At 72.9% G+C, this 12,625-nt stretch carries 11 protein-coding genes; 4 read left to right on the plus strand and 7 right to left on the minus strand.

Going from position 1 to position 12,625, the window contains the following annotated elements; genetic code table 11:
* The first annotated feature begins 9 nt into the window (after nucleotides 1-9).
* Nucleotides 10-522 (plus strand): LURP-one-related/scramblase family protein, encoded by a 513-nt coding sequence (locus tag MJ604_RS09840; protein ID WP_243058164.1) that lies wholly within the window; start codon nucleotides 10-12, stop codon nucleotides 520-522.
* Here the strand turns inward: MJ604_RS09840 and xdhC are convergent.
* Genes xdhC through MJ604_RS09855 form a run of 3 tightly spaced genes read right to left on the minus strand, consistent with a single transcriptional unit; the run spans nucleotide 455 to nucleotide 4,880 of the window.
* Complete coding sequence (xdhC, locus tag MJ604_RS09845) at nucleotides 455-1,300, minus strand: xanthine dehydrogenase accessory protein XdhC (protein WP_243058165.1); 846 nt, start codon at nucleotides 1,298-1,300, stop codon at nucleotides 455-457. The genes MJ604_RS09840 and xdhC overlap by 68 nt on opposite strands.
* On the minus strand, nucleotides 1,288-3,516 hold the full coding sequence (locus MJ604_RS09850) for a xanthine dehydrogenase molybdopterin binding subunit (protein WP_243058166.1): 2,229 nt from the start codon (nucleotides 3,514-3,516) through the stop codon (nucleotides 1,288-1,290). Before MJ604_RS09850 ends, xdhC begins: the two co-directional genes overlap by 13 nt.
* The gene (locus tag MJ604_RS09855) at nucleotides 3,513-4,880 is read right to left on the minus strand and encodes a xanthine dehydrogenase small subunit (RefSeq protein WP_243058167.1); all 1,368 of its coding nucleotides are present in this window, start codon (nucleotides 4,878-4,880) and stop codon (nucleotides 3,513-3,515) included. The genes MJ604_RS09850 and MJ604_RS09855 overlap by 4 nt, the downstream gene beginning before the upstream one ends.
* Nucleotides 4,881-5,147: 267 nt before the next feature.
* On the opposite strand from MJ604_RS09855, the gene MJ604_RS09860 reads away from it, so the two are divergent.
* Genes MJ604_RS09860 through MJ604_RS09870 form a run of 3 tightly spaced genes read left to right on the plus strand, consistent with a single transcriptional unit; the run spans nucleotide 5,148 to nucleotide 8,561 of the window.
* The gene (locus MJ604_RS09860) at nucleotides 5,148-7,298 is read left to right on the plus strand and encodes a DEAD/DEAH box helicase (RefSeq protein ID WP_243058168.1); all 2,151 of its coding nucleotides are present in this window, start codon (nucleotides 5,148-5,150) and stop codon (nucleotides 7,296-7,298) included.
* A gap of 49 nt (nucleotides 7,299-7,347) precedes the next feature.
* Nucleotides 7,348-7,860, plus strand: coding sequence for a sigma-70 family RNA polymerase sigma factor (locus MJ604_RS09865; RefSeq protein ID WP_243058169.1), 513 nt, complete (start codon nucleotides 7,348-7,350; stop codon nucleotides 7,858-7,860).
* A complete protein-coding gene (locus MJ604_RS09870; protein WP_243058170.1) occupies nucleotides 7,857-8,561 on the plus strand; it encodes an anti-sigma factor in 705 nt (234 codons plus the stop codon). Before MJ604_RS09865 ends, MJ604_RS09870 begins: the two co-directional genes overlap by 4 nt.
* On the opposite strand, the gene MJ604_RS09875 is transcribed toward MJ604_RS09870, so the two are convergent.
* The 4 genes from MJ604_RS09875 to MJ604_RS09890 form a co-directional block, all read right to left on the minus strand.
* Entirely contained in the window at nucleotides 8,519-9,301 is a 783-nt protein-coding gene (locus MJ604_RS09875) for a ceramidase domain-containing protein (protein ID WP_243058171.1), read from the minus strand. The genes MJ604_RS09870 and MJ604_RS09875 overlap by 43 nt on opposite strands.
* A gap of 9 nt (nucleotides 9,302-9,310) precedes the next feature.
* Nucleotides 9,311-10,603 carry an APC family permease gene (locus tag MJ604_RS09880; RefSeq protein ID WP_243058172.1) on the minus strand — a complete coding sequence of 431 codons (1,293 nt, stop codon included), beginning with the start codon at nucleotides 10,601-10,603 and terminating at the stop codon, nucleotides 9,311-9,313.
* A gap of 46 nt (nucleotides 10,604-10,649) precedes the next feature.
* Nucleotides 10,650-12,116 carry an MXAN_6640 family putative metalloprotease gene (locus tag MJ604_RS09885; protein WP_243058173.1) on the minus strand — a complete coding sequence of 489 codons (1,467 nt, stop codon included), beginning with the start codon at nucleotides 12,114-12,116 and terminating at the stop codon, nucleotides 10,650-10,652.
* A 69-nt stretch (nucleotides 12,117-12,185) separates the two neighbouring features.
* Nucleotides 12,186-12,584: an adenylyltransferase/cytidyltransferase family protein gene (locus MJ604_RS09890; protein WP_243058174.1), complete on the minus strand. Its 399-nt coding sequence runs from the start codon at nucleotides 12,582-12,584 to the stop codon at nucleotides 12,186-12,188.
* Nucleotides 12,585-12,625: the final 41 nt, after the last annotated feature.

A 12,625-nucleotide genomic window follows, 5' to 3' on the forward strand; every position in this document is an offset into this window, starting at 1 on the left:
CGTGCCGCTATGGGACTGCTACGAGGACGACGGGACGACGAGCCGCAGGGCCGCCGGTTCCAGATGCGCCAGAAGCTCGCCTCGATCGGGGACGACTTCTGGATCGAGGACGACGGCGGCGAACGCGCGTTCAAGGTGAACGGCAAGGCCTTCCGCGTGCGCGACACGTTCGTGCTGGAGGACCTGGCCGGCAACGAGATCGCGCGCATCCAGGAGCGCAAGCTCAGCGTCCGCGACAAGATCGCGATCGAGCGCGGCGGGGACACGGTCGCGACCGTGCACAAGGCGCTGGTGGGCATCCGCGACCGGTTCGCCATCGACGTCGAGGGCGGCGCCGACCTGAAGGCGCACGGCAACATCGTCGACCACGAGTACGAGATCGAGCGCGACGGCCAGACCGTCGCCAACGTCTCGAAGCGCTGGTTCCGGGTCCGCGACACCTACGGCGTCGAGGTCAGCCCGGGTGAGGACGCCGGCCTGGTGCTGGCGATCGTGGTGGCGCTGGAGTCGCTGACTGACTGACCTCGCGCAGCAGGGCCGCTGCGACGCCGACCGCGATCGCGGCGGGCTCCTTGCCGTCGATCCCGTCGATGCCGATCGGAGTCGTGATCCGGGCGACGTCGGCGGGGGAGTGACCCTCGTCGAGCAGCTTGCGCTCGAAGCGTGCCCACTTGGCGGCCGAGCCGATCAGACCGACCGACCCGAGCGCCGGCGTACGCAGCGCCGCGTCGCAGAGCGCCGCGTCCTCCGCGTGGTCGTGGGTCATCACCAGCACGTGCGTGCCCGCGGGCAGCGTGGTGAGGACCAGCTCGGGGAGCACGGGCACGTCGTGCACCTGCACGCGCGCGACCGGGTCGGCGAGCACCGGCGCGAGGCGCGCCTCGGTCAGCTGGTCGGCGCGGGAGTCCACGAGGTGCAGGTCGAGGTCGTGCCGGGCGAGGATCCGCGCCAGCTCCAGCCCGACGTGGCCGATGCCGAACACGGCGACCGCCGGGACGACGGGCAGCGGCTCGAGCAGCAGCGTCACCTCGCCGCCGCAGCACTGCACGCCGTGCTCGTACGGCGCCTTGTCGGACAGGTTCACGGTGACCATCTCCGGCTCGGCACCCAGCGCCCGGGCGCGCTCGGTCGCGACCTCCTCGAGGTTGCCGCCGCCGACCGTGCCCCAGGTGGCGTCGGCGGTCACGACCATCTTGGCGCCGGCGTCTCGGGGCGCGTGCCCGCGGACCGCCGCGACCGTGACCAGCACCCCGGGCGTGCGCGTCTCACGCAGCCGGGTGACCGCGGTCAGCCAGTCCACGACAGACTCCGCTCGCGGGCGCGCTCGACGGCCCAGAAGACCGCCTCCGGGGTCGCGGGCGAGGCCAGCTCCACGCTGGTGCCCGGCGGACCGAACGCCGCGGCCGCCTGGCGGAGTGCCTCGCGAACGGAGAACGCCAGCATCAGCGGCGGCTCGCCGACCGCCTTCGACCCGTAGACGGCGCCGGTCTCGGTCGCGTCCTCGAGCAGCGCGACGTTGAAGACCTCCGGCATCTCCGAGAGGCTCGGCAGCTTGTAGGTGCTCGCGGACTGCGTCGCGAGCCGTCCGTCGCGCCCGTCCCAGCGCAGGTCCTCCAACGTCAGCCAGCCGACGCCCTGCACGAAGCCGCCCTCGACCTGCCCGAGGTCGACCAGCGGCGACAGGCTGTCGCCGACGTCCTGCACGACGTCCACGCGGCGGACGACGTACGACCCGGTGAACCCGTCGACCTCGACCTCGCTGGCGGCGACGCCGTACGCGAAGTACTTGAACGGGTTGCCGCGCATCGCGCCCGGGTCCCAGTGCAGGCCGTCGGTCTTGTAGTAGCCGGCGGCGAACAGCTGGATCCGGTCGAGGTACGCCCGGTGCACCCGCGCCTCCCAGGTGTCGCCGGGCACGCCCGCGAGCCGCTCGAGGATCTGCTCGCACGCGTCCTTGACCGCCGCGCCGTTGAGGTCGGTGCCGGAGCTCGCGGCGGTGGCCGAGGTGTTCGGGACCTTGTCGGTGCGGGTCGGCGCGAGCCGGACCTTCGCGAGGGGTACGCCGAGCGTGCTCGCCGCGACCTGCAGCATCTTGGTGTGCAGGCCCTGGCCCATCTCGGTGCCGCCGTGGTTGATCAGCACGGAGCCGTCCTTGTAGACGAGCACGAGCGCGCCGGCCTGGTTGAACGACGTGAAGTTGAACGAGATGCCGAACTTCACCGGCGTGATCGCCAGCCCGCGCTTGCGGTGGGGACTGGCCTCGTTGAACGCCGCGACCTCGGCCGTACGCCGCGCGAGCTCACCGGACTCGGTCACCTGCTGCCAGGCGCGCTCGATGCGCTCGGGGTGCCGCACCGGCTGGCCGTACGGCGTGGCCTGCCCGTCGGCGTAGAAGTTGCGGCGCCGCAGCTCGTCGGCCGCGATGCCGAGCAGCGGCGCGCAGCGGCCGAGGACGTCCTCGACCACCAGCATCCCCTGCGGGCCGCCGAAGCCACGGAACGCGGTCTGCGACGTCTTGTTGGTGCGCGCGACCCGGCCGACGGCGCGCACGTTCGGGATCCAGTACGCGTTGTCCACGTGGCAGAGCGCGCGCGAGAGCACCGGCTCGGACAGGTCGAGGCTCCAGCCGCCGTCGGACGTCAGTGCCGTGTCGAGCGCTACCAGCCGGCCGTCGGCGTCGAAGCCGACCCGCCAGGTGGCGTGGAACCCGTGCCGCTTGCCGGTCATCGTGACGTCCTGCGCGCGGGTGAGCCGGACCCGGACCGGCCGTCCGGTCAGCGTCGCGCCGAGGGCCGCGATCGCGGCGTACCCGTGCGGCTGCATCTCCTTGCCGCCGAAGCCGCCGCCCATCCGCAGGCACTGCACGGTCACGTCGTGGCTGTGCAGCCCGAGCACGTGCGCCACGATCTCCTGGGTCTCGGTGGGGTGCTGCGTGCTGCACTGCACGAAGATCTGCCCCGACTCGTCCACGTGCGCGAGCGACGCCTGCGTCTCCAGGTAGAAGTGCTCCTGGCCGGCCATCTCGGTCTCGCCCTCGAAGACGTGAACGGCGGCGTCGAGCCCGGCCTCGACGTCGCCGCTCTCGAGCAGCAGCCGGTTGCCTTGGTACGACTCCGCGGCGATCGCGTCGCGGAGGTCCACGATGGAGGGCAGCGGCTCGTAGTCGACCTCGACGGCCGCGGCGCCCAACCGGGCCGCCTCGAGGCTCTCGGCGAGCACCCAGCACACCGCGTGCCCGTGGAACATCACCTCGGTCGGGAACAGCGGCTCGTCGTGCCGCACGCCCGCGTCGTTGACGCCCGGGACGTCGTCACCGGTGAGCACCCGCACCACGCCGGGCACGTCGTACGCCGGAGCCGGGTCGAGCCGGACGATCCGCGCGTGGGCGTGCGGCGCCTGGACGGGGTGGGCGTGCAGGACGTCGCGGGTGCGGCCGACGAGGTCGTCGGTGAACAGCGCCGCGCCGGTGACGTGCAGGGCCGCGCTCTCGTGGGGCAGGGGAGTGCCGACGATCATGCGGTCACCTCCGCGTGCAGGCGGAGCAGGGCCTGGCCGAGCATCGCCGAGCGGTACGACGCGCTCGCGCGGTGGTCGTCCAGCGGGGTGCCCTCGGTGGCGAGGACCGCGGCGGCCGCGCGGACCGTCTCGTCGGTCCACGGCTGCCCGACGAGCGCCGCCTCGGTCGCGGTGGCGCGGAGCGGGGTCGCCGCCACGCCGCCGAGGCCGATCGCTGCCCGCGTGACGATGCCGCCGTCGACGTCGAGCGCGAACCCGACCGCGACGCTGGAGATGTCGTCGAAGCGGCGCTTTGCGATCTTGTGGAACGCCGCGGTGCGGGCCACCGGCAGTGGGACGCGGACCGCCCGGATCAGCTCTCCGGGCCGCCGGACGGTCTGCCGGTAGCCGGTGAAGTACGCGGTCAGCGGCACCTCGCGCTCGCCCTCCGCGCTGACCAGCAGGACCGTCGCGTCGAGCGCGAGCAGGGCCGGCGGGAGGTCGCCGATCGGGGAGGCGGTGCCGAGGTTGCCGCCGACGGTCGCCGCGTTGCGGATCGGCCGGGAGGCGAACTGGGGGAGCACCTGCTCCAGCAGCGGGACCGCGCCGTCGAGGCGGCGCTCGATCTCGGTGAGGGTGAGCGCCGCACCGACCTCGACGTACTCCGGCGTCGAGCGGAGCTCGCGCAGCTCCGGGAGGTGGTCGACGGGGACGAGACGAGGAGGCCGGGCGCCACGGAGGTTGGCCTCCACGCCGGTGTCCGTGCAGCCGGCGGTGACCAGGGCGTCGGGCTCGTCCGCGAGCAGCCGGAGCACCTCCGCCAGGCCGGGGCGGCTCGAGGGGGTGGGTGGGGGCGGCTGGTGCCGCCGGGCCGCGAGGAAGTCGTCGAGGTCGGGCTGCCCGAGCGCGCGGGCGGCGTCCAGGATCGGGCGGTAGCCGGTGCACCGGCAGAGGTTGCCGCTGAGCGCGTGCGTGTCGAAGCCGTTGGAGCCGTTCAGCTGGACCCGGTCGGCCCGGTAGTACTCCGCGGCCATGCTGCAGACGAACCCGGGCGTGCAGTAGCCGCACTGCGAGCCGCCCCGGACCGCCATCTCGTGCTGCACCGGGTGCAGCGCCTCGGGCGTACCGAGCCCCTCCGCGGTGACGACCTCCTGGCCGTCGAGGGCGGCCGCGGGCAGCAGGCACGAGTTGAGCGCGGTCCACTCGGTGGGGGTGTCCGCGCCGGGGCGGGCGAGGAGGACGGTGCAGGCGCCGCACTCGCCCTCGGCGCAGCCCTCCTTGGCGCCGGTGAAGCCCTGGCCACGCAGCCAGTCGAGGGCGGTGGTGTGCGGGGGCGCGCCGAGCGGGCGGGGCGCGCCGTTCACGATGACGGTGTCGGGTTCCATGGACGTTCCTGGGTCGGAGGTGCGGGCGGCCTGTGAGGCGCGCTTCAGAAGCCGTGCGCGACGCGTCCTCGCGTCCAGGCGGTCCGGTGCACGTGCCGACGTACGTCCATGATCGACCAACTTACGCCGCTCCGCGGGGGTCGCGCTATGCTGTCGCCAGCACATCCGCCGTCCGTGGGCGCTCTGCCCCCGTCGGCGACTTCTCGTCGCGGATCGACTCCGGTCGAACCCGTCTGACGACCGTTTCACGTACTCCAAGGAGGAGTCTTGGCTCGACAGGGCCAGCAACAGCAGGCAGGCCGCCGTACGTCGACGCGACAGCGCCGCGGCCGCCCCCTCGACAACGAGGGCATCATCCCGGTGCTCGCCCGCGCCGTCCGCGAGGTCGAGACCGCCGTGCAACGCGGCGCGGTGTCGCCGTCCACGCGCACCAAGTACCAGGTCGTCGCCCTGCTGGTCCGCGAGGAGCGGGCCAACCTCAAGGCCGACACGACCACCACCGAGGCGCAGCGCGCCGAGCAGCTCAAGCGCCTCGACGGGATCGCCACGATCCTCGCCAAGACCGCCGCGCGGGACACCTCGCTGCTGATGCTGCTCGCCGAGGACGCCGAGGTGTCCGACTCCGCGCGCGAGCTGCGCCGGCGGATGCTCGAGGCCGGCGGCGTCGAGCTGCCCGAGGAGGAGCCCGAGCCCGAGGCTCCGGTCGAGGTGACCGCCGCGCCGACCACGCGCCGCGTCGTACCCCTGTCGGTCGTCCAGCGTCAGCTCTCCAACCCGTTCCTCGTGCCGGACTTCACCGCCGTGCAGCCCGGCAGCGGCAAGGCCCGCCGGCTCGCCGGCTGGGAGCTGCTCGGCCCGCTGTTCCGGTCGTTCGAGTACGCCAGCAACGGCCCGTCCTGCATGCCGCTGCCCGACCCGGTGCAGACGCCCGTCCCGCTGCCCGCGGGCCGCGAGCTCATGCACCACCAGGCGCAGCTGATCGCCGGTGCCGCCGAGGGGCACCGCACGTTCCTGCTCGCCGACGAGCCGGGTCTCGGCAAGACCGCGCAGGCGCTGCTGGCGGCCCAGGCCGCGGACGCGTTCCCGCTGCTGGTCGTCGTCCCCAACGTCGTGAAGATGAACTGGGCCCGCGAGGTCGGGCTCTGGACGCCGAACCGCTCCGTGACCGTGATCCACGGCGATGGCAGCGACATCGACGGCTTCGCCGACATCTTCGTCGTGAACTACGAGATCCTCGACCGGCACGTCGGCTGGCTGGCCAACCACGGCCTGCGCGGCATGGTCGTGGACGAGGCGCACTTCATCAAGAACAAGTCCTCGCAGCGCTCGCAGCACGTGCTGTTCCTCGCCGACCGGATCCGCGCCCGGATGGGCCGGCCGCTGCTGATGGCGCTGACCGGCACCCCGCTGATCAACGACATCGAGGACTTCCAGGCGATCTGGGAGTTCCTCGGCTGGATCGACGAGAAGAAGCCGCTCGGGCAGCTCATCGACAGCCTCGAGGAGTCCGGGCTGACCCCGGCCGACCCGGGCTTCTACCCGGCCGCCCGGCGCAGCGTCGTCGACCGCGGCATCGTCCGGCGCCGCAAGATCGACGTCGCCTCCGACATCCCCGCCCGCCGGGTCGCCGACCTCCCCGTCGAGCTCGACGACGAGGCCGGCCGCTCGATCCGCGCCGCGGAGCAGGAGCTGGCCCGCCGCCTGGTGGCCCGCTACGAGACCGCGCTCGCGACCCGTACGTCGGGCCGCACCGTCGAGGGCATCGACCACCGCCTGGTCCGCCAGGTCGCCACGTGGGAGCGCGAGGACATGGAGTCCTCGAGCGACGAGAACGTCTTCAGCATGATGCGCCGCATCGGCAAGGCGAAGGCCGGGCTGGCGGCGGACTACGCCGCCCAGCTGGCGCGCAGCGTCGGCAAGGTCGTGTTCTTCGCCAAGCACATCGAGGTCATGGACGCGGCCGAGGAGACCTTCGCCCAGCGCGGCCTGCGGTACTCCTCGATCCGCGGCGACCAGACGACCGCCGTACGCACCCGCAACATCGACGAGTTCGTCAACGACCCCGAGGTCGCGGTCATCGTCTGTTCGCTCACCGCGGCCGGCGTCGGCGTGAACCTCCAGGTCGCCTCGAACGTCGTCCTCGCCGAGCTGTCGTGGACCGCCGCCGAGCAGACCCAGGCGATCGACCGGGTGCACCGGATCGGCCAGACCGAGCCGGTCACCGCCTGGCGGATCATCGCCTCGCAGACCATCGACACCCGGATCGCCGAGCTCATCGACTCCAAGGCCGGCCTGGCCGCGGTCGCGCTCGACGGCTCGGACGAAGAGGTCTCGAAGTCCGCCGACCTCCAGCTGGAGGCGCTGGTCGCCCTGCTCACCCACGCGCTCGAGGACGCCGAGGCCGCGCGCGTCGGCTGATTGAACCGCGGCACCACCACCTCCGTGTGTACTGGAGGTGGGAGGTGTGATGGCCGACAGCCCGGTCGCCCTGATGCAGCAGCTGCACGACGAGCACGCGAGCGCGCTCTGGGGCTACTGCCTGCGCCTGACGAACGGGGACCGGGCGCGGGCCGAGGACGTCGTGCAGGAGACGCTGCTGCGGGCGTGGCGCAACTTCGCCGCGCTCGAGGAGTCGCACGGGTCGGTGCGTTCGTGGCTGTTCCGCGTCTCGCGCAACATCGTGATCGACGAGTGGCGCACCAAGCGGTCGCAGAGCGAGATCAGCGTCGCCGACGTCCCCGACCGGCGTGGCGAGCCGGACCGCACCGACCAGGTGCTGCTGGCCTGGGTGGTCGCGGATGCGCTGACCCGCCTCTCGCCGGACCATCGCGCGGTGCTGCTCGAGTGCTACTACCGCGGGCAGACGGTCGCCGAGGCGGCGCGCCGGCTGGGCGTCCCCGAGGGCACGGTGAAGTCGCGCACCCACTACGCGCTCCGTGCGCTGCGGCTGGCGCTGGAGGAGATGGGGGTGGTCGCGTGAACGACACGGGGACCTGCGACTTCGCCCACCTCGACGCGGCGTACGTCCTCGGCGCGCTGAGCGCCGACGAGCGGCTGGAGTACGAGCGGCACCTGCCCGGCTGCCGGTCGTGCTCGCAGGCCGTCCAGGAGCTCGCCGGCCTGCCGGGCCTGCTCGCCCAGGTCTCGCCCGACGTGCTCGAGTCAGAGCCGGACGAGGAGCCGGTGCCGGACACGCTGCTGCCCTCCCTGGTCCGGGAGGTACGGCGCACCCAGCACCGCCGGCGCTGGACGGCAGCGCTGGTCGCGGCCGCGGCCGTCGTCCTGGTCGCGGCCGTCAGCGTGGTGGTGGTGGCGACGAACGGCGACGAGGCTCCGCCCGCGGCCGCGCCGGCCCGCGAGATGACCCAGGTCGAGCAGAGCAGTGTGTGGGGCGAGCTCTCGATGACCTCGGTCGACTGGGGCACCCGGCTCGACCTCACCTGCAGCTACGAGGCCCCGAGCGGGGGCTACCTCGACGACGGCCCGCCGGTCTACTCGCTCGTCGTGCACACCCGAGACGGCGCCACCGAGCAGGTGGCGTCGTGGACCGGCCTGCCCGGGGAGCCGGTGCACATCACCGGCGCGACCGCACGGACCACCGAGGAGATCTCGTACGTCGAGGTGCGCACCGCCGACGGTCAACCGGTGCTCTCGCTGGCCCAGAGCCGGAACAGCAGGTAGGCCGACACCGCGCCCAGCAGGTGCCACGCCCCGTGGCCCTGGAGCAGCGAGTGCGGGTCGCACCAGTGGGTCTTGGTGACGTTCCAGATCGCGAACGCGACGAGGATGACGCCGAGCGCTCCCGCACCCCACCGGAGGTCGGTGCGGACGCCGTTCTCGTGGCGCCGCCACAGACGGACCTCCACGACGACCGCGGTCAGCAGCAGCGCCGCGAACGCGACGTTCCCCGCCTGCTGCACGACCGGCACGTCGTCGCCGAGCAGCCCGATCAGCTCGCAGGCGGCGACGAGCAGCAGGAACAGCTGCCAGAAGAACACCCGGTCCCGGCGGTACCACCGCAGCACGGCGTACGCCGCCGCGAAGGACGCGACGAGGTACATGCTCAACAGGTCGAGCTGGCCACCGACCTCGGACTGGGTGGCATGCATCGCCGCGCTCGCCGGCCCCAGGAGCACCACGAGGCAGGCGTACGGCGTCGCCAGGCCGTTGAGCGCCCATTTGTCCCGGGGAATCCGGCCGGCGTGCCAGGCGATGACCAGCCCGGCGACCACGAACCCGAGGTTGGAGAACGAGTTCGCCGGCTGCAGCACGACCGCGTCGCGGGCCGCCTCGCAGAAGTTCGCCCCGCGCCCGACGTCCGGCCCGAGCCAGTCCGCGCCGACCGCGACCGCCAGCAGCGCGATCGAGACCACGGCGACCGCGCCCGCGCACGCGAGCGGGCGTAGCGACCGGTCGGGCATGGCCCCAACCTAGGGCCAGTCCTCCGGACCGGCCGGGACCAGCGCGGCGCTGCCGCCGGCGCGGCGCACCCGCCGCCCCTGGTGCGTCGTCCAGGCCACCGCGGCCAGGGCGACGACGAGCTGGGGGAGGAGGTACTGGCCCGTGAACGCCAGCAGTCCCAGCGTCGCCACGAACGAGACGACGGCCCCGCGCCACACCCAGGTGCGGCGGGGGAGCAGCTTCATGGCGGCCGCGGTGCCGGCGAGGTAGACGATCGTGAACGCACCGGTCACCAACCACATGGTCTTCTCGAGGGGTACGTCGACGAGCGCCACGGCGGCGAGGGTGCCGAGCGACCCGGCCGTGACCACCAGCAGCGAGTGGCGCGGCACCTCCCCGGCCGTGGAGCCGCGGGCGAACCACAACGGCAGCGAGCCGTCGCGGCCCAGCGCCGCTCCGAGGCGCGCGCTGCCGGCGAAGTAGGCGTTCATCGCGCCGAGCGACAGCAGCACCGCGACCACCGTGGTCGCCCCGCGGGCGGGCTCGCCGAAGCCGAGGACGAGCAGGTCCGACAGCGGGGCCTTGCCGGTGTCGGGGCCGAGCACCGCGACGGTCGCGAACGCGATGCCGAGGTAGAGCACCGCCATCACCACCAGGGCGATCGCCGTCGCCCGGCCGATGTCGCGCTCGGGGTTGCGGTAGTCGCCGGACAGCGACGTCACGACCTCCCAGCCCGCGAAGGCCCACACCAGCAGGGCGGCCGCGGAGCCGACCGCGGCCCAGCCGTGCGGGGCGAACGGCGTGAGGTGGTCGGTGGTCGCGTGGGGGAGCGAGACCAGTGTGGCCACCATCAGCAGCAGCGCGAGCGCGGCCGCGATGAACAGCTGCACGCGGCCCGAGACGCGGACGCCGAACCAGTTCATCACCGCGACGGTCGCGATCAGCGCACCCGCGGTGAGCAGCTGCGTCTGCCGGCCGCCGCCGGCGCTGTCGGCGACGTACGCGCCCGCGAAGCCGGCGGCCGCGGGAGCGCCCAGCGGGATCGCGAAGTAGAAGCACCAGCCGATCACCGTCGCCGGGCCCGCGCCGAACGCGCGCCGGACGTACGTCGACACGCCACCGCCGTCGGGGTGCCGGGCGCCGAGCGCCGCGAAGGTGGTGGCCAGCGGGACCGAGAGCAGCACGAGGACCAGCCAGGCCACCAGCGAGGCCGGGCCGGCCTCGTGAGCGGCGAGCGCGGGAAGGGAGATCACGCCGGTGCCGAGCACGGCACCGAGGGTCAGTGCCGCGCCCTGGGGGACGCCGAGGCTGCCATGGGTCACGCGGACAATCTAGGGACCGCCACCGACAGTCCGCAGCGGGGTTTCCCTAACGGCGCGCCGGCACCACCGAGGCCGACAGGATGAAGCGCTGCTGGTCGTCGCGGGCCCGGCCCTGGCACGACCAGTTCGTCTGGTGCCAGCACGAGAACCGGGTCGACGCGTTGACCAGCGTCACCGTCGCGGAGTAGGTCTGCCGACCGCTGAACGGGATGAGAGCACGCCCGACCCCCTTGCTGTTGAGCGGGATGGGGTTGGTGCTGATGCCGTTCTTGCGGCGCACCACGAGGTACGCCGCCGGCGACGTACGCGCCTCCGGCCCGTCGACGGCGATCCGCAGCTTCCAGCCCTTGCGGACACCGGCTCCGGGCGTGATCTTCACGTTCCGCGACGCCAGGTGGTTGATGCGCAGGGTGTCGGCCTTCCGGGGCGCGGCCTTGGTGAGGTCCCACGTCTGGCTGGCCGGCGCGGCCGGCCAGGCCTTGCCCTCGGCGTACGTGCGCGCCGGGACGGCGTTGCCGCCGGCGTACGCGCGGAAGACGTTCGCGAACCCGCCGCGGCGCGCGAGCACGCTCTTGACCGCGGCCGTCGAGAACTGGTGGCCGCCACCGGCGAACGCGCCGGCCTCGTTCCAGATCGAGCGGACCACGCCGATGCCGTAGCGGGCGGAGAGGAACTCGAAGAACGCCCAGTTGCCGTACTGGTTGAAGCCCTGCTCGTTGAAGCGGTCGAGGGACTGTGAGGGCTGGCCGACCTGGCCGTGCGCGAGGTACTGCCGGTTGTCGTTGACGTCGTCGGCGACCCGCTCCTCCATCCAGGTGGCGGTGGCCTCCATCAGCCAGGGGTCCTCGCCGTAGTCATAGCTGTACTGCACGGCGTGGAAGAACTCGTGCGCGGCGGTGACCCGCATCGAGTCCCGCGGCGGGGCGCCGTACTGCGCCTCGGAGAAGTCGTTGTCGAGGACGCAGTAGCCCGACGCGAGCCACTTGCGCCCCTGCGCGCGGCGCTCGGGGGCGCAGTAGCCGTAGACGCCCCGGGAGCCGACCTCCTTGAGGTAGACGTCGAGCTTGCCGTTGCCGCCGCGCTTCTTGTCGCTGAGCGGGGCGCGGTAGCCGAGCTGTCCGACCTCGATCCGCCAGACCTTGTTCATGAACTTCAGCGTGGAGTTCACCCAGGCCTGGCTGGGCGGAGCGTCAGCCGTCGACGTCACCCAGTGGATGCAGATGTGGCCGCGGCACTTGCGCTCCGCCGGGACCGCGTAGCCGTCGCCGAACTGGTCGGTCGCACCGTCGGTGGGACGGGCCAGGTAGGCCTGCGCCTCGCGGCGCTGGGCGCCGCCGAGCTGCTGCTGGGCGATGAACAGGTCGCGCAGCACCATGGTCGTGTCACGGGTCGGCTCGCCGGAGAACGCCGACCTGGCGGCGTCGAGCGCCGGGTCCACCGGATCGTCGGCGACCGCCGGCACCGGTGCCAGCAGGGTCAGGGCGACCACGACGGCCAGGATCCAACCACGCAATGTTCTGTTCCTCCCCGAGAACGACGAATGCCGTGAGACTGCCCGCACCGACGGGCCTGCCAAACCAGGTCAGCCCGTGCCGGAGATCTTCTCGATCAGCGCGGTGGTCGAGATGGCCGGCGTACGCGGGAGGTAGACGACCTCGCAGATGTCGTTGAACTCGTCGAATCGGCCGGCCCAGTCGTCGCCCATGACGAGGACGTCGGCCTGGTGCTCGAGGATGTAGTCGCGCTTGAGCTCGAGGCTCTCCTCGACGAACACCGCGTCGACCGGCTTGAGCGCTGCCACTATCGCGATCCGCTCGGCCTGGCTGAACACCGGCTCGCGGCCCTTCTTGCTGATGTTGAGCGCGTCCGCCGAGACGCCGACGACCAGCCGGTCCCCGAGCGCGGCGGCGCGCTCGATGACGCGGAGGTGTCCGACATGGAACACGTCGAACGTGCCGAAGGTGATCACGGTGCGAGGCATCCGGGAATTCTGGCACGCGGGTTGGGCGAACACGCGTGGGG

It is taken from the genome of Nocardioides sp. SR21, assembly GCF_022761125.1.
Taxonomy (GTDB): Bacteria; Actinomycetota; Actinomycetes; order Propionibacteriales; family Nocardioidaceae; genus Nocardioides.

Bases quoted from the DNA above. Each gene is read 5' to 3' on its own strand.
- MJ604_RS09840 (WP_243058164.1), top strand. From the start codon at position 10: ATGGGACTGCTACGAGGACGACGGGACGACGAGCCGCAGGGCCGCCGG.
- MJ604_RS09850 (WP_243058166.1), bottom strand. From the start codon at position 3,516: ATGATCGTCGGCACTCCCCTGCCCCACGAGAGCGCGGCCCTGCACGTC.
- MJ604_RS09855 (WP_243058167.1), bottom strand. From the start codon at position 4,880: ATGGAACCCGACACCGTCATCGTGAACGGCGCGCCCCGCCCGCTCGGC.
- MJ604_RS09865 (WP_243058169.1), top strand. From the start codon at position 7,348: ATGGCCGACAGCCCGGTCGCCCTGATGCAGCAGCTGCACGACGAGCAC.
- MJ604_RS09875 (WP_243058171.1), bottom strand. From the start codon at position 9,301: ATGCCCGACCGGTCGCTACGCCCGCTCGCGTGCGCGGGCGCGGTCGCC.
- MJ604_RS09890 (WP_243058174.1), bottom strand. From the start codon at position 12,584: ATGCCTCGCACCGTGATCACCTTCGGCACGTTCGACGTGTTCCATGTC.